This window comes from Rickettsia endosymbiont of Rhinocyllus conicus (genome assembly GCF_964026465.1).
GTDB lineage: Bacteria > Pseudomonadota > Alphaproteobacteria > Rickettsiales > Rickettsiaceae > Rickettsia.
In genome coordinates, this window is record NZ_OZ032155.1 from 874938 (window position 1) to 898131 (window position 23194).

Below are 23194 nucleotides of genomic sequence, written 5' to 3' on the forward strand. Positions count from 1 at the left end.
AATAATCCCATGATGCTAACGACAAAAGGTAGGTATGCCGTAATGGCGATATTAGAGATGGCTTCAAATGTAGGCGATGAGCCTATAACTTTGAATGAAATTTCTTTAAAACAAAATATATCACTTAATTATTTAGAGCAAATATTTTCTAAACTTAAAAAAGCCAATTTAGTTAAGGCTATTAGAGGACCAAACGGAGGATATATTTTAATAGGAAAATTAGAAGAAATAAAAATTTCTAATATTATGGATGCTATAAATGAGAACTTCATAATGACCGGCTGTTATAAAAAGTCGATAAAAAATTGTGCCTCGAATACAATAAAATGTAATTCGCATAAATTATGGAAAGGGCTTGGTAAGCACATTAGAAATTATTTTGAAAATATTTCGGTTAAAGATGCTTTAAACCTGAATTTAAATATATGATATATTTAGATCATAACTCTACTACTTCTATTGCACCAAAGGTTAAGGAATATGTAATAAGCTTGATGGATAAGGAGCTTAATTCTTCATCTGCTCATAGCTCAGGTAGGTTTGCTAAGAATATTATAGAAACAGCACGCTCTCAAATAGCAGCAGCTTTAGTAATATCATCTAGAGAATATGATATTACTTTTACTTCTTCAGGAACTGAAAGTAATAATTTAATAATGAAAAATTTTTATGATGGTGATATTTTCATTTCTGCTATTGAACATTTATCGATCTATAACCATATAAAGCATGCTCCGAATATTAAAATTATTAGAGTTGATAAGCAAGGGGTAGTTGATCTTGAACATTTGGAGAAGCTATTAGCCCAAAGTATGGCTTCTAAGAAGTTAGTTTCTGTAATGATGGCTAATAATGAAAGCGGAGTGCTACAAGATATAGCTAAAATAAGTGAAATGGCTAAAAAATATGAGACAAAATTTCATAGCGATTTAGTACAAAGTTTTGGTAAAATACCAACAAATATCAAAGAGTTAGGATTAGATTTTGCTACAATTTCAGGGCATAAAATAGGAGGTGGACTAGGTGGTGCTGCTTTAATCTCTACTTCTCGCTTTCCGCTTACTCCAATAATTATAGGAGGTGGACAGGAAAAGTCAGTACGTTCAGGCACTGAAAATGTTTTAGCAATTGCAGGATTCGGCTTAGCAGCTGAATTAATGAAAGAAAATATCGTAGAGAACCATGTAAAACTCAAAAGCTTACAAGAAGTTTTAGAGAAAAAACTAAAGAAGTATCAAGGCGTAAATATTATTAGCGAAAACGCAAAGAGATTACCTAATACTACCTTGTTTACTGTGCCAGGTACAGACGCTCAGACAAAACTGATCGGTTTTGATTTGCGTTATATTTGTGTTAGTTCTGGCTCTGCTTGCTCATCAGGTAAAATATCTAAATCGCATGTGCTAACTAATATGGGGCTAGATGAAGAAGAAGTAAAATCATCTATTAGGGTATCGTTTGGGCATAATAATACAATTTATGATATAAAGGCATTTATGATGGCTTTTAGAGAGATATATGGATGTCATTAAACCGTCATTGCGAGCGAATGAAGTGAGCGCGGCAATCCAGAAAAAATAATAAAAAATGCTATAAATTAGCATTTTTTAACTGGATTGCTTCGTCGAATTACTATGTAATTCTTCTCGCAATGACAGAAAAACCGATCCACGCTGGCAATGCCGCCACGGTATGACACAAAAATAAAAAACAAATTTTTAATACTCACAATTATATGAACACACAATTAAACAATTTAATCCTGCCGATATATATGGATTATCAGGCAACGACCCCGTTAGATCCACGTGTGATGGAAGCGATGCTGCCATATTTTACTACCAAATTTGGCAATCCTCATTCACGTAGTCATTCTTTTGGTTGGGAAGCTGAAAACACTGTAGAAGAGGCAAGAGGTGATATTGCAAAGCTAATAGGGGCTGAGGCTAAGGAAATAATCTTTACATCCGGTGCGACTGAGTCCAATAACCTTGCTATAAAAGGTATAGCAAAATTCTATGGCAATAAAAAGAACCATATTATTACAGTAGTTAGTGAACATAAATGCGTCCTTGATGCTTGCAGGCATTTAGAGCAGGAAGTGGTAAAAGTCACCTACTTACCAATCAAACCTAACGGAATAATCGATTTAGAGGTTTTAAAAAATGCTATAACCGATCAGACTATGCTTGTATCAGTTATGGCGGTGAATAACGAAATAGGTGTGATTCAGCCCTTAAAGGAAATTGGAAAAATTTGTCGTGAGAAAGGTGTTTTCTTTCATTCTGATATTGCTCAAGGGTTTGGTAAAGTTCCAATTGATGTTAATGAGTGCAATATTGACCTTGCAAGTATCTCAGGGCATAAAATTTATGGTCCAAAAGGCATAGGTGCTTTGTATGTTAGAAAAAAACCTCGTGTGCGTATTACTCCGCTAATAAATGGTGGTGGTCAAGAGCGTGGTATGCGTTCCGGTACGCTGCCAACCCCACTAATAGTAGGGCTTGGCACGGCTGCTAATATCGCTTATAATGAGATGGAAAAAGATACCAAGCATGTAAATCACTTATTTGATAAGTTTTTAAGTGCTATAAATAGTCAAATTTCGGAAGTTTACCTAAATGGTGATAAAGATCAAAGATATAAAGGCAACTTGAATTTAAGCTTTGCAGGTGTCGAGGGAGAATCAATTATCCTTGCTATTAAAGATTTAGCTGTTTCTTCTGGTTCGGCTTGTACTTCAGCCTCGCTTGAACCATCTTACGTGTTACGTTCTATGGGAGTTGATGAGGAACTTGCTCATACTTCGATTAGATTTGGCATAGGTAGATTCACTACTGAGCAGGAAATAGATTATGCAGTAAAGTTAATATGCTCAAAAATCAATAAGCTACGGGACTTAAGCCCGCTTTGGGAAATGATGCAAGAGGGGATTGATCTAAAGAAAATTAAATGGGCTGTGCATTGAAAATCGTCATTGCGAGGAGAGAAGCGACGCGGCAATCTTGTCAAATATCCTAAGATTGCTTCGTCAAAACTTGTAGTTTTTCCTCGCAATGACGTTGAAACAATTAAAACAAAATTTTAGAGAATAACAATGGCTTATAGCAAAAAAGTAATAGATCATTATGAGAATCCTCGTAATGTCGGATCGCTTGATAAAGAGAAAAAAAATGTCGGTACGGGCTTAGTCGGAGCTCCAGCATGCGGTGACGTGATGAAGTTACAAATCGAGGTTGACGATAACGGCATTATTACGGATGCAAAATTTAAAACATTTGGCTGTGGTTCAGCTATTGCCTCAAGTTCTTTAGTAACAGAATGGGTAAAAGGTAGATCAATAGACGATGCTGAAGAGATTAAAAACACTGAAATTGCAAAAGAATTATCATTGCCACCGGTAAAACTTCATTGTTCACTTCTTGCTGAAGATGCTATAAAAGCAGCTATAGCTGATTACAAGCTTAAAAAAGAAAATAAAAAAGACTCCTAGAACATGAAGAAAAATGTTATTTCATTAACTGATTCGGCTGCAAAACAAGTGCAATTGCTGATAGAAAAACGTAATAAACCTACATATGGAATTAGAGTAGGGGTTAAGTCAGGCGGTTGTGCTGGTCAAACTTATTATGTTGAATATGCCGATAATAAAAACCAATTTGATGAGGTAGTTGAAGAAAAAGGCGTGCGAATCCTAATCGATCCAAAAGCATTGATGTATATATTAGGCTCTGAAATGGATTATGTAGAAACTAAATTCAAATCCCAATTCACTTTTACCAATCCTAACGAAAAAGCTAATTGTGGTTGCGGTAAGTCTTTTAGCGTATAATCCCACTTGATTAATTACCCACTATGTATTATTATATAAGTTATAAAAAAGAATATTAATTTATATGACACAAGCATGTATATTAAAGCCTGATACGAAAGGAAGGATAACACTTGGTAAACTCGCTAAAGGAGTAAGTAGCTTCCATGTTATTATTAATAGTAAAAAGGGACAAATTATTTTAGAGCCCTATACCGAAATCCCTTTAAAAGAAAGTTGGCTATTTAATAATAAAAAAGCTTTAGAACAGCTAAATAATGGGATTAAAGAGTCAGCTAAGGGGCAAGTAAAATATATAGAAGACTTTAGTAAATATTTAAATGATGACCTTTAAAATTCTTTTTACTATTCAGGCTAGTAAAGATTTGGAAGAACTTGAAAATAATAAAAGTTTAGAAAAGCGTTTAAAAGCAGTAAGAAAAACATTAGCATATTTACAAACAAATCCGCGTCATTTAAATACTCATAAATATAAATCTACTAAAGGCGATAACGGAGAAGAAATATTTGAAGCTTATGCTGAGAATAATACTCCTGCGGCTTATAGGATTTTTTGGCACTATGGACCTAAAAAAGATAATATTACCATTCTAACAATTATAGCACATCCATAACTATAGTAATTTTCTAGAAAAAACGATTGCGGTTGCGGCAAATCCTTTAGAGTGTAATAGTTTTGCGTAAAGCTAACACCGCACCGGTTAGTATTATAAGTAGGAAAGTAAAGAAGCTAAATGTTACCCATAATGATTTAAAGTTTTGCCATAGTAGCATACTGAAGAAGGGCGTGCTTGAGGATAATATAATACCACCAAGTGAGTGAGATAAGCTATAAAGCCTCATTCTAACAGCTGTTTTAAATAAAGACTGGACGATAATTTGTAGCGGAACAGCGTAAAATGCGGCAAGCCCAATTAGTATAATAGGACATATAACAGTAAATATTTGCTGATATAATAAAGTTTGCATAGTAAAAGCTGTGACAAGACTAAGTAGCAAGGCAAATATAATTTGTTTTAAAGGATTTATTTTATCAGCAAGCATTCCTGCGAAAATAGCCGCTATCCCGTAAGTAATAATTAGGCTTATGTTCATAAACTCAGTTTCTATAGGGTTTATAAAAGCTATTTTTGCTAAAAATACTCCCAAGAAATATACTAAAAAATGGTATATACCGCCGATTGTACCATTTATTAGTAGTGCCAAAATAAAAGACTTTTTAGAGTTTTTTAGAGATTGAAAGATAGGAATATTATCAGATTGTTTATTTTTATGATGTAAAAATTCGTTGCTTTCTTTGAAATAATCTCTCATTAAAATAGCAAATAATCCAAATATAGCACCGATCAGGAAATTAATTCGCCACAAATAATAAATATTAAGGTTAGTCGCACAATAATAAGCCATAGCAGCAAGTAATGCTCCTATTTGAGTGCAGCTTGCAACTACTCCTAGCCCTAAATTTTTTCGGTTATTTTTTGTTTTTTCTGCCACATAAACTTTTATGCCGTCAACTTCGCCAGCTAAACTTGCAAGGAAAATCATCCGACAAAATGTAAGCATAATTGTAGCAAGAATACCTATTTTATCAAAGGAAGGGGTAACAGCGATTAGCAAGGTAGAAATGCTGCTGATAAACATTGATATTTTGATGGATTTAGTGCGTCCGTATCTATCACCGATAAAGCCGAAAATTATAGAGCCTAAAGGACGGATCACAACAGCCGCACTAAGTAGTGCAAAAAAGCCAAGTAGCTGTGTTTCATGCGTACTTCTAGGTAAAAAATTTTGTGCTAAAATGTGAGCTGATAAGCCAAATAATGCATAATCGTAGTAACGAATTATAGATACAAAAAACGCAATCAAAAAAGCTGAATTGGACATAAAATATATTTCTTTCTATACCATGATAGTATCATATGATACTATTATAATGTAATTTGTCGATAAAATATCTAAGGTATACTCGGTATAATATTATTTATAAAGGATCAATATGAAAAAATTTATGAAATACTTATTTTTTGCTTTTCTATATATAGCAGTAACAATAATAGTTGCCTATATGGTTTTGGCTCAGACGATTCCAGATGATGGGCAGTGTCATATGGTGGATAGACCACTTGTTATTCATTATATTTTAGCTGCTATTATTACCGCTTTACCAACGTTAGTTTTAATATATAGTAAGAAAAAAAAGAAAAAATAATATGATTGGTAAATTAAGCGGTAGAATCGACTCAAGCTATGATGATTACGTCATAATTGATGTAAACGGGGTGGGGTATCGAGTTTTTGCTTCCGCTAAAACTTTAAGCAAACTTTCAGAAGGAGAGTCTTATAAACTATTTATCGAGACTCATGTTAGAGAAGATCACATTCATTTATATGGTTTTTTGAGTTTAGAAGAACAAAGCTTTTTTAACTTGCTGCAATCCGTAAATGGTATAGGCACAAGGATGGCTTTGTCTATTTTGTCAGCCCTTACGCCTACTGATATACAAATTGCTATTAATAATGAAGACAAGAATATTTTTAAAGCAATCTCAGGAGTGGGAGCTAAACTAGCCGAACGTATAGTACGTGAATTGAGCGATAAAGTGGCAAAAATATCAAGCTCATCTGCTGTTATTGGAATTAAGGGCATCACGCCGGTAGCAAGTAGTGACGTGATAAAAGCTTTAATAAATATGGGATTCTCAAGATTTGAAGCACAAAATACCGTACAAGAAATTATTACCAAAAATCCTGAAATCTCTATCGATGAATTAATCAGAACCGCACTAAAGAATCGTAACAGTAATTTTTAGTTGATTAGTTAATATATAATATGTCAAAGCTAAAAATTTTTCTGAGTAATATAAATGCTACTGAAATTCTTGAAGCATTGGATTATGATTCTTCTACTTTATATTTAAATTATCAACATAGTGTTTGGGGTTCAGAAGATAATTTAATTAGTTTATTTAATATCTTAAAAGATGCTGAAATTAAAAATTTAGTATTTATAGGTTTATTTGCAATTAATAAATGTCCGGAATTACTGGCTGAATTTTTAAAGAATCCTCAGTGTCATATTACCGGCATTAACATAGATAGTGAGTTTGTAGATTATATAGGTTACGAAAAGTTTGGAATTCTTTTAGAAGCTTTTAAAGTAAATAATTCTCTTCAAGAAATTAATTTAGGTAATGCTAGAGTAGCCCCCGTACAATTTTTTCCTTTATAGATATTATTTGTTGCAAACCTAATTTAAAAGTTTTATATCTTCCTCATTTAAATTTTATAATTTTTTTTTCGATTTATCATTAATACCCAAAATCACTTGTTTTCTTGAGACTAGTAATGTTAATTCGCTTATATTAAATATTTTATTTGGTCAAGAAGAGATAATAAAACTACTTCCAATAATAAAAGAAAAAATTTCCAAAAATTATCCTATTTATACTTTAGATATGTCGGACACTTATTTTGATGGTGTAGGAGTAGAAGCTATAGCTTCTTTTTTAGAAAGAAATAATGAAATTATATCTTTAAGTTTTACTTTATGTGGAAAAACAAGTGAAGAATCAACAGCAAAATTGCTAACGCCAGTTTAGGATAAGAGTGTAAGGAATAAAGATAATAAAGCAGGGTATTTACAAGAGAGGAGTGTTGAGTTACATAGATTTTGAATCAAAAAAATATGCACTCAACAATGAAAAGATGTATCATAACTCTATTTTGTATAATAGATAATTATTGTAAAGTTTACGAAGAATTGAGGTGGTACCCTTTGTCTAGACAAATTTTTTAAATTTTAGAGGTGTAATTCTCCTGTATTAATGTATTGGTTTTTCAAAGTAAAGTTTGCATTTTCTATGTCATATAGCCTCTTGATAATTTTCTAGTTTTTCTGCAAAATGTATCATTTCAGGTGTCTTATATTCAAGCGATTGATGAGGTCTTTGCTGATTATAAAATTCTATATAATCTCTGATAGCTATCTTTGCTTCACGTACCGTTTCAAGATCAAAACGATAAATCTTCTCTTGTTTCAAAGATCGCCAAAAACGTTCAATAAATACATTATCTAAGGCTCTATCTTTGCCGTCCATACTAATAGCTATGCCTTGTTGCTCAAGTATTTGAGTAAAATCTTTTGATGTAAATTGTACTCCTTGATCCGTATTAAAAATGTCAGGCTTGCCATGTATAGATATTGCTTCATTTAGAGCTTCAATACAAAAATCATTTTCTAAACTAATCGACACCCGCCAACTCAAAATATAACGACTATACCAATCCATTATAGCAACCAAATATACAAAACCTTGCTTTAATCTTATGTAAGTAATATCTGCACAGTAAACTTGATTGGAGCAAACCACCTCTATATTATTTAATAGATATGGGTATACTTTATGAGCCTGATTCCTACGGCTTAAATTAATCTTTGGGTATACTGCTTCAATACCAAGTATTTTATAATATTTTCTTATCATCTTACGACTAACATTTAACCCTTCGGATTTTAGGACATGAGACATTCTTCTAGTACCATAATAGGGATGCTCTGTAAAAATCTCATCAATTCTGTTCAGTACTCTATACTCCTTATCATCTAAGGTATTCCTAGCTCGGTAGTAGTAACTTGAGCGGTTTAAATCTAAAAGTTTGCATTGTCTTGCTATGGTTAAATTTGAAGCATAACTTATCATTTTTTTCCTAACCTCTAAATCCAAAGATACTAGATTTTTTTTTAAGCCAGTCTCTTTCAACTGTTAACTGGCCTATTTGCTCAAATAATGATTTAATTAAATCTTCTTGGCCGGTATCTTGTTGTTTAGATTTCGATTTAAATCCAGAAACCATAAAATCTAAAGCTTCTTTCTTCCATTTATAAATCTGATTAGCGTGAACACCATATTTGCTGGTAATTTGAGCTATAGTCATTTCTCCAGATATTGCTTCAATTGCTATTTTTGCTTTTTCTTCTGCACTATATTTTTTAACTTGTTTTTTCATTTTTTGCTCCTTTTCCTAGGAGATATTATACCTACTTTTCTCTATTTTCTTGTCTAGTTTTTGGGTACCATTATATTTTGTTGATTCAACCAAATTATCGATATTAACCCACCAATTAAATACCTGACATAATAGTTGCAAATACTAAAATATAATGTTAGAATGAAATAATGCTAAAAAAAGAAGATTTTAGGACATTATCAACGAGTGCACAAGCAGCTTTAAGAAAAGTTGCATTAAGAGCAATTGATAAAGGAGAAAAACAATCAGATGTATCAAATCTTATAGGAGTAACACGTCAGACTATTAGTAACTGGGTTAACAAAAGAAGAAGAGGTGATAAATATGCAATAACTGGCAAGTCTAGAGGAAGAAAGACAGGAGAGAAAAGAATAATAAATGAAATGCTGGGTAAAAAAATACAAGATTATATAAATCACTCTAGACCAGAAGATCACAATATCAAATCTGCACTATGGTCAAGAAAAGCTATTAATGCCCTGATTAAAAAATGCTGTGGTTTCTTTTTGCCATTAAGTACGATTGGAGAATATTTAAGAAGATGGGGATATACTGCACAAAAACCAAAGAAATTAGCTTATGAGCAACAGCCAAAACAAGTTCAAGTATGGCTAGATGAAGAATATCCCGCAATAGTAAAACAAGCACAAATGGAACAAGCTGAAATACACTGGTGTGATGAAGTGGGTATAAAATCAGAATGTCAGGTGTTACAGAGCTATTCTTTAAAAGGCAAAACACCCGTAGTTATTCATAAATCAAAACGATTTACTATAAATATGATATCAACTGTTACGAACAATGGTAAACTAAGGTTCATGTTATATGAAGATACACTAAAAACAGATATATTTATAGAATTTCTAAGAAGATTAGTGAAATCTGCAAGAAGGAAGATCTTTTTAATATTAGACAATTTAAAAGTACATCATAGTAAAAAAGTATACAGCTGGACAAATAAGCATAAAGATAAAATTTCTTTGTTTTTTTTGCCTCCTTATACTCCACAACATAATCCAGATGAATACTTAAATAATGACTTAAAAAGAAATGTAAATAGAAAACATATACCTCTTACAAAAGATGAGTTAAAATACAATCTTAAATCTTATTTACGTTGCTTACAGAACAATCCTAAACATATACAAAAATTGTTCCAAGCCGATGATGTTAAATATGCCTCTTAAGTCAGGTATTTAATTGGTGGGTTAATATATCATCTATCATGTAAATATAGAGGATATTTTAGTCTTCCTAGTTACAGTCGGATAATCCAGTTGTGGCCAAGATTAGTATTACCTTTAACTATAATGTTACAATTATTTACAGGAGATGAGACTGGTATATATTTTGTTGATTCAACCAAATTATCGATATGTCATGCAAAACGTACAAATAATAATAAAGTGTTTAGTGGCATTGCTAAAATAGGTATGAGTAGTTACGGATGGTTTATGGGATTTAAATTACATATTGTAATTAATAATAAAGGTCAGATTATGGCAATTAAAATAACAAAGGGTAATGCTAGTGATTTATCTGCTGTAGACTCAATTACCAAAGGATTATGGGGTAAATTATTTGGAGACAAGGCTTATATTTCTAAGGAAATGTCCGCTAAATTATTTAGTCGTGGGCTACGGTTATTTACTGGGATTCGCAAGGATATGAAAAATCATTTATTAGATATAGAAGATAAAATACTCTTAAAAAGCAGATCAATAATTGAATCAGTATTTAATGTACTAAAAAACAGCATGAACCTTGAACATTCAAGACATCGCTCCCCTATTAATTTCTTAGTTCATATACTTTCTTGCGTAAATGCTTTTAATTTCAATAAATCTAAAAAATTTCTAACACTACTTGCTTATCCTCAGACCTCCTTATCCTAAACTGGCGTTGCTAGCCTCGATGAAGAGTGGCAAAAATATTATTAATTGTTCAATTGAAGAAAATAGTGAAATATCAAAAGAACAAAAAGCACAGTTATCTAAAAATATTAAAGAAATCACTGCTATAAATTTAAGTAAAATAACTCATATATCAAAAGAAATAGCAAAAGAGGCAGCAAAGGAAATAATACCTGTATTAAAAGATTTTTATACAAGTAAAAAAATTTTGTCTGATAATAAAACTTATAAATATTTACAATTATATCATAACCTAAATATTAAAGATTATTTAGAGGAATTAAGAATAAGCTATAGTGATTTAGATAATATAACCCAAAATGCAGATAAATGTATTAAAGAACATTTTTTTGAAATGATCGGTGTCGCAAAAAATTCAGGAACAGGCTATTTTCCTGTAGAGGTAATAGGACATATAGCCTCGTATCTAAAATTTTCAGATATAGTATTCATTCATCCAATAAGTATAGACTGGGTATTTCTAGCTGAAGATTCGTCAATAGACAAAGAATTAGTACTTTTAGCTGAAGATTCGTCGACAGAAGAAGAATGGACTGTTTTAGGCTAAAATTTATAAATTAAGATATAGCAAAAAACTATTTTTCCGCTATTATTAGTCATTATATATATTTAAAATATGACTAATATATTATCTCCTAAAAAAAATCAGAATGATCAAGAGTTGCCGCTAAGACCGTCATATTTGCAAGAATTTGTTGGACAGCAACAGATTAAGGAAAACCTTTCTGTATTTATTAGGGCAGCTAAATCACGTGGCGAGCATCTTGATCATACTTTATTTTACGGTCCGCCTGGGCTTGGTAAGACTACGCTTGCCAAGATTATTTCTAATGAGATAGGTGGTAATTTCAAATCTACTTCCGGTCCTGCCATACTTAAAGCAGCAGATTTAGCTGCTATTCTCACCAACCTTGAAAAAAATGATGTATTATTTATTGATGAGATTCATCGTTTAAATACTTCGGTTGAAGAGGTTTTATATCCGGCTATGGAAGATTTTGAGCTTGATATAATTATTGGAGAAGGTCCTGCTGCAAGATCGGTAAAAATAAACCTACCACAATTTACGCTTATAGGTGCTACTACCCGTCTTGGTTTGCTTAGTAACCCCTTGCGTGATAGGTTTGGTATTCCTATGCGTTTGAATTTCTATAATACCGAAGAGCTGAAAAAGGTTTTAAACAGAGCAAGTAAATTGCTTGATATTGATTTGACTGATTCAGGTTCAGAAGAAATAGCAAGAAGAAGTAGAGGAACGCCAAGAATCGCCTTAAGGTTGCTACGCCGTATAAGAGATTTCGCGGCGGTTAACAATCAGTTAGAAATAGATAAAGAAATAGCTAATTTTGGTTTAAACCGCTTGGAGGTTGATATTATTGGGCTTGATAGCAATGATTATCGTTATCTCAAATTTATAGCAGATAATTATAATGGTGGACCTGTCGGGATTGAGACAATTGCCGCCGCTCTTTCCGAGCAGCGTGATGCACTTGAGGAAACCATAGAGCCTTATCTAATACAGATAGGTTTACTACAAAGAACACCACGGGGCAGGGTGATAACAGCTGCTGCTTTTGAGCATTTAAAAATTCCACTGCCAACTAGCTCTACTTACCAATTTAATATTTTTAACGACAATGAACAATAATTTAGATAATGACTACCAAGCTTTTTATATAATTAAAAGGTTGATAAAAAATCATATTAAACCTTATGCAACTAAGATATATGTAGCAATATTTTGTATGGCTGTCGCAGCAATTTGTACGGCAATTATAGTACATGCGGTTAGACCTATTATTGATAAGATTTTTTTAACGCATGATAGAAGAATGCTTGTTATAATGCCGATAGTGCTTATCGTAACTTTCTTTGTCAAAGGAATTTCGGAATATTATCAGAATTATCTAATAAAATTTGTCGGGCAGAGAGTATTAAACGATTTGCAGATAAAAATGTATGAGCATTTGTTATTTGCCGATATTTCTTTTATTCAAAAGCAATCTTCAGGGCGTCTTATATCCCGCTTTACTAACGATATTTCTTTAATGCGTGGTGCTGTTTCTAATTTACTCGTCGGATGTGCTAAACATTTTCTAACTGTAGTATGTTTAATAATAACGATGTTTAATTTAGAACCGCTATTATCTTGTGTGGTTTTCCTTGTTTTTCCGCTTGCTGTTTATCCGGTACAAAAGATGGGTAGAAGGATAAGGAGAATATTTGCACGATCACAAGAGGAGCTTGGGCATTATACCTCTAAACTTGATGAAGCCTTTCAATCAATTAAAATTATTAAATCTTTTGTCGGCGAAAAAATAGAAAGTAAAAGAGCAGCATTGATTATTAACAATATTTTAGAATATTATAAAAAAACATCTAAATTAGATGCGTTAGTTTCACCTATTATGGAGGGGTTAAGCGGTCTTGCAGTTGGTGGTATGGTATGGTATGGAGGTAGTTTGGTACTTGATGGAAAGACTACTCCAGGTGCATTATTTGCTTTTTTAGCTTCTTTTGCTGCAGCTTATAGACCATTTAAAAGTTTAGTATCATTGAATATTAACCTACAAGAGGGGATTGCAGCAGCTAAAAGGGTGTTTAGTGTTTTAGATACCGAACCTTTAATTAAAGATCATAGTAATTCTAAGGAAATCGATTTATCTGATGCACAAATTACTTTTGAGAAATTAGCTTTAAGTTTTGAAAGTAAGGTAGCTATAAAACATATAGATTTAAAGTTAAAACCTAATAAAATGATTGCGTTTGTTGGGCGTTCTGGTAGTGGTAAAACTTCACTCAGCAATTTGTTAGCACGTTTTTATGATCCCACAGAAGGAAGAATTTTAATTAATACTCATGATATTAAAGATATTAAGCTTACTTCTCTACGCAGCCAAATTGCTTTAGTTACACAAGATACGCATTTATTTGATACTAGCGTTGCCGAGAATATAGCATATAGTCAACCTAATGCTACACAGGAAGAAATAATTAAGGCAGCACAATATGCTGATGCACATGAGTTTATCATGCAGCTACCAAATGGTTATGATACACAAATAGGTGTGCAAGGGACAACTCTTTCAGGGGGTCAGCGTCAACGTTTATCGATTGCCAGAGCTTTCTTAAAAGATGCACCTATTCTAATTTGGGATGAAGCAACAAGCAGCTTAGATCAATCTTCTGAGCAGAAAATTCTAGAATCTCTAAAGAAATTACGCAAAGGAAAAACTACTTTAATTATTACCCATCGCTTAAGTAGCATTACTGACCTTGATAATATAATTGTGATGAAAAACGGTGCGGTTTGTGAACAAGGAAACCACAAGCAGCTGCTTGATAATAAGGGTGAATATTATGCTTTGTATAATAAAGAGCTGAGGGAAGAAACTGTTTCTAATGTTATTCCGTGAGCTTGTAGCAGGACACAGTTTATAATAAATAGATACCGCGGTCAAGCCGCGGTATGACACTACTGTACTAACCATAAATAAAAACAACTAACATGCTTATCACCAGAATATTTAAAGACTACCGCTTATTCGAAATATTAATCTTAGGAATAGTTAGTGGGATGCCGCTGGCTGTAATTTTTACTACTATTTCGGTTTGGTTAAAAGAGTCAGGTGTGGATATTGCTGTTATCACTACTTTTGGAATAGCGAAATTATCTTATTCCTTAAAAGTATTTTGGTCTCCTCTGATTGATAATTTTAAAGTGCCTTTTTTAAGCAAATGGGGACATAGAAAAGGTTGGCTCATATTATGTAGCAGTTTGATGGCTTTAGTATTGATAGTTATGGGAAGAGAAAACCCTGCTGCTTCTTTAACTGCTTTATATTTTCTAACCATAGCTTTAGGGTTTTTATCAAGCACATTTGATATTGCTGTTGATGCTCTTCGTATTGATAAGTTTGAAGAAGAAACCCAAGGCATAGCTAGTGCAACAGCGGTATTCGGTTATAGAATTGGTATGTTGATTACAGGTGGCTGGGCTTTATATTTTGCTGAAATAACTAACGATAACTGGCAATTAACTTTCTTTGTTATAGGTATAATATTTGCCGTCTCTACTATTTTTATAATAACAGTAAAGGAAAAAGAATTAGTAAGAGAGAAGATAAAATTTACTTCTATCGCTTCTTGGATTCATACAGTAATTAGTCCTTTTAAAGATTTTTTTAAAAGAGAATTTGCTATAACTATTTTGTTTGCTGTAATATTTTTTAAACTTGGTGATTCGATGCTTTTATCTATTGCATCGCCTTTTTATATAGAACTTGGTTATACTAAATCAGAAATAGCAGTAATTGTTAAGCTATATGGCTTGATTGCAACCTTAGTTGGTGGCTTTGTCGGCGGTATAGTGATGTATAGGTTTAATAATTTTAAAGGCTTAATTATTACCGGTATTATTCAAAGTTTAACACATTTTGCGTTTATTTGGCTCAACGGTCAACCTCCTTCTTTTGGAGCTTTATTAATTACTATTACTATAGAAAATTTTGCTGCCGCTATGGGTACTACTGCTTTGGTCGGATATATAAGCTATTTATGTAATAAAAAATACTCAGCAACGCAATATGCACTTTTTACCGCTGCGAGCAGTTTATGTAACAATACTGTCACTATTTATGCTGGTAAACTTGTAAATATGCTAGGCTGGAATGGCTTTTTCATCTTCACTATCATTTTAGCCTTGCCTGCTTTATTTATATTAATGTATCTTAATAAAAAGGTTAATATATAGTAAGTTTTGGCGTCATAAGCTATGCGAATTAAATGAGCGTGGCAATCTCAGGGGTTCTATGCTGCTTCATAAGATTGCCTCCGCCCTCTGCTACGCATCTCCTCGCAATGACGGTAAAGTTATAATTTCATCTTGACCAAACTCTAATAATATTTTATCTATATAAGATGTTTAGAAAAATTTTATTGCCTTACATTTTTGTTATCATTTCTTTACTTACCCAAGTAAGTGAAGCAAAAAAGGCTGTAAAAAATTCTTCTAAAGTTCCTATTCCCGTTCAAACTAGTTTAGTAATTAATGAAAAAAATGGTGAGGTTTTGCATACTCATAATTCACAAGTTCGGATGTATCCCGCCTCTTTAACTAAATTAATGACGCTATATTTAATGTTTGAGTCAATTGAGACAGGTAAACTATCATTAAATAAAAAGCTAACCGTATCAGAAAAAGCGGCAAAAATGCCTCCTTGTAAGCTAGGTTTAAAAGCAGGCGAAACTATAACAGTCAGAGATGCTATTAATGGGTTAATTATAACTTCTGCTAATGATGCTGCTGTGGTTGCTGCTGAAAACCTTAAAGGCTCAGAAAAAGCTTTTGCCCATGCAATGAATGTCAAAGCTAAACAACTTGGGATGAAAAATACTTATTTCAAGAATGCTTCAGGCTTGCATGACCCGTTGCAGCAAACCACCGCAAGAGATATGGCTAAGCTTGCTTTAGCAATTAAGAAAAACTATCCTAAATATTATCCGTTATTTTCCAAAACAAGTTTTGTATTTCGCGGTAATACAAGAAATGGACATAATAATATTACTAAAAACTATCGAGGAGCTGAAGGTCTAAAAACAGGTTTTACTAATCCATCTGGTTATAATTTAGTTACTACTGCCTCAAGAAACGGTAAATCATTAATCGCAGTTGTTACAGGCGGTAGAAGTGCTGGATCTCGTGATCAGAAAATGATCGGATTATTAGATCAGCACTTTAACGTAGCATCTGCCAAGCCTAAAGTCACACTTGCTTATAACAATAAAGTAAAAGCAAAACCTAAGCCAAAAATAGTGATAAAAAAAGGAGTCATGCGTAGTTAGTCTTCAAAATCGTCATTGCAAGAAAATTACGTAGTAATTAACGAGGCAATCTCAGGAATTTTTGTATTGAATTATGAGATTGTTATGCAGTCTTCGCTTGTTTTAGTACTATAAAAGCCATCTATGAAAATTTTTTATTTTTCTCATTATTATTCTTGCGAATATTATTGCTTCTAAATTTCAACTAGTCTATATATAATTCTTCTTAATTATAAGCCTTAATTAAAAATATGGAAAAACTTATCGGTTCAATTTTATTAATTGCAGGTACTTGTATAGGTAGCGGTATGATAGCCCTGCCTATGGTATTAGCAAAAATAGGTTTAATACCTAGTATAATATTAATGTTTATAATTTGGTTTCTAATGTATTATACTTCCTTAATTAATTTAGAACTTAACCTTCAAGCCGGTAAAGGTTTAGCATTAGGAAGACTTGGAAGATATTTTTCAGGACGTATTGCTGAAATTATCGGTATGGTAAATCTTAAGATTCTTTCATACGCTTTACTGGCAGTTTTTATATATGGAGGTTCGTCAATAATACAAAACTTATTATCCTTAGATATAAGTATAGTTTATATAGGAGCATGGTATGCTGTTATATCTATTTTAGTATTATTGCTACCGTTAAAGTTAATAGATTATATAAATCGTTTGTTATTTATTGGCATACTTATAAGTAATAGCAATTTTAATTATAGGACTTATTGCTATGATTAAATGGTACAATTTACCATTATTTTCATCAAGGTATAAAGAAATATTAGTATGGAGTGAAATAACGCCTGTAGTTTTTACTTCTTTTGGTTTCCAAGTAATTTTTCATACTTTAACTAATTACTGTAATAAAAATGCTAGAACATTAAAATTAGCATTCTTATTTGGTACTTTAATTCCAGCAATAGTATATATAATTTGGACATGTAGCGTTCTTACTGTAATACATCATGAAAATCCGGTATTTTATCAACAGATGGTTGTAGGCAATGTTGAAGTAGGAGAGTTAGTTAAAGAATTAAGCAGTATAGCAAAATGGCAGTCCGTACAATTGCTAGTGTGGATAATTTCTACTTTAGCTATAGCTACCTCAGTAATTGGTGTAGGTGTAGGTCTATGTGATTCTCTTAAAGTAAGTTTTTCAAACCTACAGTGTAATTCAATGATTCGTTATATAATAGCTGCTTCTACTACTATATTACCAGCTTATATTGTAACAATACTAATTCCTAATGCTTTTGGTTCGCCGGTATGATATTGGTAATAATTGCAATTTTATTGCCTGCTTACTTATTATATAAAGCAAAAATAAAAAATTTTTATTATCCTGAACTAAAAAAGAAATATTTAATTGTTATATCAGTAATTATCGGAATATTTATTATGGGATATGAACTTACTAATACGATTATTGGTATTTTATAAGTATACTCGTTTTATTTGAAAAATTGGCTACGTTGTCTTTTGCTGATAATCCTCACGTATTAAGTATACGCTGCGGTTATCAGCTTCAAGACGCCTTGCTCTTTTCCAAATAAAACTTCGTCTATCCAACTCTTCATTTATTAGCAGTATATATAGCTCGGTCAAGCACTAGATAACCCTGAGTTTTATACAACTATTATCTCGGATGCACTGGATATTTTGTTTCTAGATTAACAAATTTAGAATATTGACTGTCATAGAAAAGTTGAACATTTCCAACAGGACCGCTACGGTGTTTTGCAATTATAATATCGGTAATATTATGTGCTTTACTCATATTATCTTGCCATTCAGCATATTTTTCAGCATGTTTAGGGTCGCTTGCTGCAGGCTCTTTTCTGCTTAGATAATATTCTTCTCGGTAAATAAACATAACTATATCGGCATCTTGTTCAATACTTCCTGATTCTCTAAGATCGGATAGCATAGGTCTTTTATCCTCCCGAAGCTCTACGGCTCTTGATAGCTGAGATAATGCAATGACAGGAATATTTAATTCTTTGGCTATGGCTTTTAAACCTTGGGTGATTTCTGAAACTTCATTAACCCTATTATCGGATTTACTTACACCTCTAATTAACTGTAAATAATCGACAAATAATATACCTAAATTATGCTTGCGTTTCATTCTTCTAGCACGTGTTCTTATAGCTGAAATAGTTAAGGCAGGAGTATCGTCAATAAAAAATGATAATTCTGATAAAGCTATGGCTTCTTTGCGAAGACGATTATAATTTGCTTCATTAATCATTCCCGTACGAAGAGTAGTAGAGTCAATTCCTGCACTCATTGAAAGCAAACGTGTTGTAAGCTGCTCGGAGGACATTTCTAGAGAGAAAAATCCCACAGATTGCACTTCTTGATTATCACGCTTATTTTTAATAAGCATATTATTGCAAGCATTTAAAGCTAAATTTAAAGCAAAGGCTGTTTTACCCATCGCAGGACGTCCTGCAAGAATTACAAGATCAGAATTATGAAAACCAAACAGTTTACTATCTAAATCAATTAAGCCAGTAGATATACCTATCACATGATCGTTATTTTTCATTGCTCTATTTATGCTGGCAATCGACTCTGAAATAGGTATAGCAATTTTGGTAAAGCTTTTTTCATTTATCCCTTCACTAGCTAAATCATAAAGCTTAGATTCGGCTCGTTCAATTTGTTCTTTTGCTTCAAACTCTAAAGAAGAATTATATGCGTCGTTTACTACTTCTTCACCGATATTTATTAAATAACGTTTTATTGCTAAATCATATATTATTTTACCATAGTCAATAGGATTAATTACCATCATTGACATAGTGACTAATTTTGCTAAATATTCAGCTCCCTCCATTTCAGCAAAAAGCTCATCATTTGCTAGCATACTACGTAATGTTATAGGGGTAGCGATTAAACCTTTTTCGGTAATTACTTCAATTCCGTTATAGATTTTTTGGTGAATAGGTTCAAAAAAATGCTCACTGCGTAAAAATTCTGATACATAGTTTAGCAATTCATTATTGGTTAAAATTGCCCCAATAAGCATCTGTTCTGCCTGAGTATTTGAAGGTAAAACTCTTGCTAATACAGTATTTGCTTCATCGTTAGCTATATTTTTATCGTTGTTTGTTTTATTACGTGCCATTGTTGTTTTTTTAATAATTGAATTGTTATAAGAAATTGTTATTTTATATTAGGAATTCTACGTCATCTTAGCTAAAAGCGGCGTTGTTGCATAGCTCAATTTTTCCGTCATTGCGAGGAAAAACTGTAAGTTTTGACGAAGCAATCCAGTTAAAAAATGCTATAAATTAGCATTTTTTATTATTTTTTCTAGATTGCCATGCTCCTTGCAGTCGCTTAGCTCAGACGATTCTCGGTTTACGCAACAATGACACGCGGGAATGACATAGAAAGCATGATATTATTACAAACTAGATGTTTTATATTCTTCATTTTTTGCTTCATTTCTGCGTTCAGTAATTAATTTATCTACTAAACTTTCTTCTTGAGAATAGTATTTATTAATAGTATTTCGAGCTTTTTTTAGTGCAGATTTTAATAACAAAATTGATTTTTTATTATTCACAGCCCACTCCATCTTTTAATCAGATTAGTTTCGATATCGAAAAGGTCTAAGACTCTAGCGATAGAGTGGTTTACTATATCATCTATTTCTTTAGGTTTGCTATAAAAAGCTGGCATTGGTGGTGCTATAATTCCGCCATAATTTGCTACTTTTAACATATTCTTTATATGTCCTGTATGCAAAGGTGTTTCGCGAGTCATTAAAACGAGCTTTCTTTTATCCTTTAATACTACTCCTGCTGCTCTGGTAATTAAATTATCTTCCATTGCATGAGCAACGCTAGCCAAAGTCCTCATACTGCATGGTGCTATTATCATGCCAGAAGTTTTAAACGAACCGCTTGCAATAGCAGCTCCTATAGCTTTATTACTATAATGATAATTTGCAAGAGCTTTTACTTTTTCTATAGAATATTCAGTTTCAGCTTTTATAGTAAGAGCGGCTCCATCTGAAATAATTAGATGAGTCTCGATATTCTGTTCTTTTAATACTTCAAGTAAACGAATACCATATATTGCCCCTGAAGCTCCAGAAATTGCTATGATAATTTTTTTCATCGATGTTTTTATAATTTATTAGTTTAGTATATAATAAAAAAAATTATATAAAACAAATTATATATGCAAATAGCGAAGATATTATTACCAGCAGTAAAATTATTTCCTCTAGATTACTTAATCCCTGAAGATTTATCATTAAATATAGGTGATCTTGTTATAGTGCCTTTTAGAAATAAGGAATTAACCGGCATAGTATGGGAATTTGCTAATATTCCTGAAGTAAAGAAGCTAAAAACCATAAAAGAAAAAGTACCACTAAATTTAACTATAACTTCAGAAGTTTTAGACTTAATTAAATGGATGAGTAATTACTACATGGCTGAGCTTGGTAGCATAGCTAAATTAGTATTACCAGTAGATATAGCCGAAAAGCCAATTAAAGTTAAAGAACAGAAAATAAATAATAATTTTACGTTGCCTGATTTATCAGAAGAGCAAAAACAGGTGTTACAAATGTTAAACAATAGTAATAAACCAATTCTTATTAAAGGTGTTACTGGTTCAGGTAAAACAGAAGTTTATTTTCATCTAATAGCAGAATATTTAGCAAAAGGTAAGCAAGCACTTGTGATGCTTCCAGAAATAGCACTAAGCACGCAAATTATTAATCGTTTTAAGGAGCGTTTTGGGTTTGATCCTATAATATGGAATTCGAGCGTTACAAAAGCTCAAAAGAAAATGATTTTAAGAGGTATATTAGAGGATAAAGTTAAGATAGTAATTGGGGCTAGGAGTAGCTTGTTTTTGCCTTTTAAAAACCTTGGGTTAATAGTTATTGATGAAGAGCATGACGATTCTTATAAGCAAGATGATGGTGTGTTATATAATGCAAGAGATACTGCTATAGTTAGAAGTACGTTTGATAAAGCACAAATAGTTTTATGTTCGGCAACGCCCTCTATTGAGACAATGTATAATGCCAATATAGGAAAATATAGTTTAATTAACTTAAGTAGTAGATATAAAAACGCTGTTTTACCGAATATTGAAATGATTGACATGACAAAGGAAGAGCTACCTAAAAATTGTTACTTGTCTAATATTCTAATAAAAGCCATCAAGAATAATCTAGAAAATAAAGAGCAAACGCTTTTATTCCTTAATAGAAGAGGCTATGCCCCTTTAATGCTATGTAAATCTTGCGGTCATAGATTTACTTGTAAATATTGCTCTAGTTGGATGGTAGTGCATAAAAACTCTAAAAAGCTTGAATGTCATCATTGTGGTTATCAAAGTAAGATTTTTAACTCTTGCCCTGAATGCTTAGAAGATGAATCTCTAGCTATTTGCGGACCTGGAATAGAAAGGATAGAGGAAGAGGCAAAAACACTTTTTCCAAATAGTAAAATTGCTGTGATAAGTAAGGATCATGTTAAAAATCCAGAAAAAATAGCTCAGCTTCTACATCAAATGGAAAATCTAGAAATTGATATATTAATAGGAACGCAAATGATAACAAAAGGTTATCATTTTCCAAATCTTACTTTAGTTGGAGTAGTCGATGCCGATCTTGGGAGTAATCATGCTGATCTTAGATCAAGTGAGAGGGCTTTTCAGTTGCTTCATCAAGTAGGGGGTAGAGCAGGGCGTGGAAATTCTAAAGGTATGGTATATTTACAAAGCTATTATCCTGATAATATTATTTTTAGTTATATTAAAGATGAGCGGGAAGATAACTTTTTTGTCAATGAATTGGAAGTACGGAAAGCTGCCGATATGCCGCCATTCTCAAAAATGGCATCAGTAATTTTATCCGGCACAAATGAGCATAAAATTTTAGAGGTTGCTAAGAACATGGTACGAATTGCTCCAGAAGCACAGGTGAAAATTTTAGGACCAGCAAGCTCGTTAATGTCAAAACTTGCTGGTAAATATCGCTTTCGAATACTTATTATTGCTGATAAAAAATTTAATCTGCAAAAATATTTAAAATTTTGGTTAGAGCTGATTAAAATCCCCTCTTTTTGTCATATAAAAATAGATATCGACCCAAAAAGTTTTTACTAACCTCTTTGTTTAGTTTTGCTTTTAGACTTAGTTTTTTTAGGTTGGAGCTTACTTTCTAGAAGTTTTTTTGTTGTAGATTTAGCTGTTAAAGGTTTGGTAGCACCTCGTACTTCTTCTTTAGCTTCTTTGGTATTTTGTTTAGCATTTTTTACTGCTTTCATATAATAACGCACTTTCTCAATTTCGTCAGTATATCCTTTATTACCTATATTTTTGATAGCTTTTAAACTGTGCTTTATAACATTACCAATATTTTTCCAAATAAGAGTTTTATCTGTTTTTGTAGGTTCTTCACACCATTTATCTAGTTCTTTTAGCTTTGCTTCTACTATAGGCAAAACAGTTAATTTTTGAGATTCTTTTATACTAGGATCTATATGATCTAATTTGGCTCTGTCGCATCTATACATCATGTCTAGTATTTTCAC

At 32.2% G+C, this 23194-nt stretch carries 29 protein-coding genes; 22 read left to right on the plus strand and 7 right to left on the minus strand.

The window, feature by feature from the left end; genetic code table 11:
• Positions 1–9 precede the first annotated feature (9 nt).
• From AAGD54_RS04625 to AAGD54_RS04655, 7 genes are all read left to right on the plus strand, one after another.
• Positions 10–429: an Rrf2 family transcriptional regulator gene (locus tag AAGD54_RS04625; protein WP_341794225.1), complete on the plus strand. Its 420-nt coding sequence runs from the start codon at positions 10–12 to the stop codon at positions 427–429.
• Positions 426–1532, plus strand: a complete 1107-nt coding sequence (locus AAGD54_RS04630; protein ID WP_341794226.1) for a cysteine desulfurase family protein — start codon at positions 426–428, stop codon at positions 1530–1532. The genes AAGD54_RS04625 and AAGD54_RS04630 overlap by 4 nt, the downstream gene beginning before the upstream one ends.
• A gap of 203 nt (positions 1533–1735) precedes the next feature.
• On the plus strand, positions 1736–2968 hold the full coding sequence (locus AAGD54_RS04635) for an IscS subfamily cysteine desulfurase (RefSeq protein WP_341794227.1): 1233 nt from the start codon (positions 1736–1738) through the stop codon (positions 2966–2968).
• A gap of 129 nt (positions 2969–3097) precedes the next feature.
• The gene (gene iscU / locus AAGD54_RS04640) at positions 3098–3493 is read left to right on the plus strand and encodes a Fe-S cluster assembly scaffold IscU (protein WP_011477608.1); all 396 of its coding nucleotides are present in this window, start codon (positions 3098–3100) and stop codon (positions 3491–3493) included.
• Between the two features lie 3 nt (positions 3494–3496).
• Complete coding sequence (locus tag AAGD54_RS04645; RefSeq protein ID WP_341789187.1) at positions 3497–3832, plus strand: iron-sulfur cluster assembly accessory protein; 336 nt, start codon at positions 3497–3499, stop codon at positions 3830–3832.
• A gap of 64 nt (positions 3833–3896) precedes the next feature.
• On the plus strand, positions 3897–4166 hold the full coding sequence (locus AAGD54_RS04650) for a hypothetical protein (RefSeq protein WP_341789188.1): 270 nt from the start codon (positions 3897–3899) through the stop codon (positions 4164–4166).
• A complete protein-coding gene (locus tag AAGD54_RS04655; protein ID WP_341795221.1) occupies positions 4153–4446 on the plus strand; it encodes a hypothetical protein in 294 nt (97 codons plus the stop codon). Before AAGD54_RS04650 ends, AAGD54_RS04655 begins: the two co-directional genes overlap by 14 nt.
• Positions 4447–4492: 46 nt before the next feature.
• Here the strand turns inward: AAGD54_RS04655 and AAGD54_RS04660 are convergent, their stop codons facing one another.
• Complete coding sequence (locus AAGD54_RS04660; RefSeq protein WP_341794228.1) at positions 4493–5716, minus strand: MFS transporter; 1224 nt, start codon at positions 5714–5716, stop codon at positions 4493–4495.
• Positions 5717–5828: 112 nt separating this feature from the next.
• Here AAGD54_RS04660 and AAGD54_RS04665 point away from each other — a divergent pair, with 112 nt between their 5' ends.
• The 4 genes from AAGD54_RS04665 (at position 5829) to AAGD54_RS04680 (ending at position 7431) form a co-directional block, all read left to right on the plus strand.
• Complete coding sequence (locus AAGD54_RS04665; RefSeq protein WP_341794229.1) at positions 5829–6041, plus strand: Holliday junction ATP-dependent DNA helicase RuvA; 213 nt, start codon at positions 5829–5831, stop codon at positions 6039–6041.
• A gap of 1 nt (position 6042) precedes the next feature.
• Positions 6043–6642, plus strand: coding sequence for a Holliday junction branch migration protein RuvA (gene ruvA / locus AAGD54_RS04670; protein WP_341789191.1), 600 nt, complete (start codon positions 6043–6045; stop codon positions 6640–6642).
• 20 nt (positions 6643–6662) lie between these two features.
• Entirely contained in the window at positions 6663–7061 is a 399-nt protein-coding gene (locus AAGD54_RS04675; protein ID WP_341794230.1) for a hypothetical protein, read from the plus strand.
• A gap of 226 nt (positions 7062–7287) precedes the next feature.
• A complete protein-coding gene (locus AAGD54_RS04680; RefSeq protein WP_341794231.1) occupies positions 7288–7431 on the plus strand; it encodes a hypothetical protein in 144 nt (47 codons plus the stop codon).
• A gap of 264 nt (positions 7432–7695) precedes the next feature.
• Here the strand turns inward: AAGD54_RS04680 and AAGD54_RS04685 are convergent, their stop codons facing one another.
• Both AAGD54_RS04685 and AAGD54_RS04690 read right to left on the minus strand, forming a co-directional pair.
• The gene (locus tag AAGD54_RS04685) at positions 7696–8532 is read right to left on the minus strand and encodes an IS3 family transposase (protein WP_341794232.1); all 837 of its coding nucleotides are present in this window, start codon (positions 8530–8532) and stop codon (positions 7696–7698) included.
• A gap of 7 nt (positions 8533–8539) precedes the next feature.
• Complete coding sequence (locus AAGD54_RS04690) at positions 8540–8839, minus strand: transposase (protein WP_045812944.1); 300 nt, start codon at positions 8837–8839, stop codon at positions 8540–8542.
• A gap of 170 nt (positions 8840–9009) precedes the next feature.
• Between AAGD54_RS04690 and AAGD54_RS04695 the strand changes: the two genes are divergently transcribed.
• The 10 genes from AAGD54_RS04695 to AAGD54_RS04740 all read left to right on the plus strand — a co-directional run bounded on the left by AAGD54_RS04695 (position 9010) and on the right by AAGD54_RS04740 (position 18062).
• Positions 9010–10047 (plus strand): IS630 family transposase, encoded by a 1038-nt coding sequence (locus AAGD54_RS04695; RefSeq protein ID WP_341794233.1) that lies wholly within the window; start codon positions 9010–9012, stop codon positions 10045–10047.
• A 24-nt stretch (positions 10048–10071) separates the two neighbouring features.
• A complete protein-coding gene (locus AAGD54_RS04700; protein WP_410526058.1) occupies positions 10072–10755 on the plus strand; it encodes an IS982 family transposase in 684 nt (227 codons plus the stop codon).
• Positions 10756–10774: 19 nt separating this feature from the next.
• Positions 10775–11341, plus strand: a complete 567-nt coding sequence (locus tag AAGD54_RS04705) for a hypothetical protein (protein ID WP_341794235.1) — start codon at positions 10775–10777, stop codon at positions 11339–11341.
• A gap of 69 nt (positions 11342–11410) precedes the next feature.
• Positions 11411–12442, plus strand: a complete 1032-nt coding sequence (ruvB, locus tag AAGD54_RS04710) for a Holliday junction branch migration DNA helicase RuvB (protein ID WP_341794236.1) — start codon at positions 11411–11413, stop codon at positions 12440–12442.
• Positions 12432–14210 (plus strand): ABC transporter ATP-binding protein, encoded by a 1779-nt coding sequence (locus tag AAGD54_RS04715; RefSeq protein WP_341794237.1) that lies wholly within the window; start codon positions 12432–12434, stop codon positions 14208–14210. Before ruvB ends, AAGD54_RS04715 begins: the two co-directional genes overlap by 11 nt.
• Positions 14211–14302: 92 nt before the next feature.
• On the plus strand, positions 14303–15547 hold the full coding sequence (locus tag AAGD54_RS04720) for an AmpG family muropeptide MFS transporter (protein ID WP_341794238.1): 1245 nt from the start codon (positions 14303–14305) through the stop codon (positions 15545–15547).
• A 167-nt stretch (positions 15548–15714) separates the two neighbouring features.
• Complete coding sequence (locus AAGD54_RS04725) at positions 15715–16638, plus strand: D-alanyl-D-alanine carboxypeptidase family protein (protein WP_341794239.1); 924 nt, start codon at positions 15715–15717, stop codon at positions 16636–16638.
• Positions 16639–16868: 230 nt separating this feature from the next.
• On the plus strand, positions 16869–17360 hold the full coding sequence (locus tag AAGD54_RS04730; RefSeq protein WP_341794240.1) for an aromatic amino acid transport family protein: 492 nt from the start codon (positions 16869–16871) through the stop codon (positions 17358–17360).
• Positions 17353–17892 carry an aromatic amino acid transport family protein gene (locus tag AAGD54_RS04735; RefSeq protein WP_341794241.1) on the plus strand — a complete coding sequence of 180 codons (540 nt, stop codon included), beginning with the start codon at positions 17353–17355 and terminating at the stop codon, positions 17890–17892. The genes AAGD54_RS04730 and AAGD54_RS04735 overlap by 8 nt, the downstream gene beginning before the upstream one ends.
• Positions 17889–18062, plus strand: a complete 174-nt coding sequence (locus tag AAGD54_RS04740) for a hypothetical protein (RefSeq protein ID WP_341789198.1) — start codon at positions 17889–17891, stop codon at positions 18060–18062. The genes AAGD54_RS04735 and AAGD54_RS04740 overlap by 4 nt, the downstream gene beginning before the upstream one ends.
• Before the next feature lie 196 nt (positions 18063–18258).
• Here the strand turns inward: AAGD54_RS04740 and AAGD54_RS04745 are convergent, their stop codons facing one another.
• The 3 genes from AAGD54_RS04745 to AAGD54_RS04755 all read right to left on the minus strand — a co-directional run bounded on the left by AAGD54_RS04745 (position 18259) and on the right by AAGD54_RS04755 (position 20756).
• Positions 18259–19755 (minus strand): replicative DNA helicase, encoded by a 1497-nt coding sequence (locus AAGD54_RS04745; protein WP_341794242.1) that lies wholly within the window; start codon positions 19753–19755, stop codon positions 18259–18261.
• Positions 19756–20037: 282 nt separating this feature from the next.
• Entirely contained in the window at positions 20038–20211 is a 174-nt protein-coding gene (locus AAGD54_RS04750) for a hypothetical protein (protein WP_341795222.1), read from the minus strand.
• Complete coding sequence (locus tag AAGD54_RS04755) at positions 20196–20756, minus strand: UbiX family flavin prenyltransferase (protein ID WP_341789200.1); 561 nt, start codon at positions 20754–20756, stop codon at positions 20196–20198. Before AAGD54_RS04755 ends, AAGD54_RS04750 begins: the two co-directional genes overlap by 16 nt.
• Positions 20757–20819: 63 nt before the next feature.
• Between AAGD54_RS04755 and AAGD54_RS04760 the strand changes: the two genes are divergently transcribed.
• Positions 20820–22766 carry a primosomal protein N' gene (locus AAGD54_RS04760; RefSeq protein WP_341794243.1) on the plus strand — a complete coding sequence of 649 codons (1947 nt, stop codon included), beginning with the start codon at positions 20820–20822 and terminating at the stop codon, positions 22764–22766.
• On the opposite strand, the gene AAGD54_RS04765 is transcribed toward AAGD54_RS04760, so the two are convergent.
• Positions 22763–23194 carry a hypothetical protein gene (locus AAGD54_RS04765; RefSeq protein ID WP_341794244.1) on the minus strand — a complete coding sequence of 144 codons (432 nt, stop codon included), beginning with the start codon at positions 23192–23194 and terminating at the stop codon, positions 22763–22765. The two genes, AAGD54_RS04760 and AAGD54_RS04765, sit on opposite strands and share 4 nt — an antisense overlap.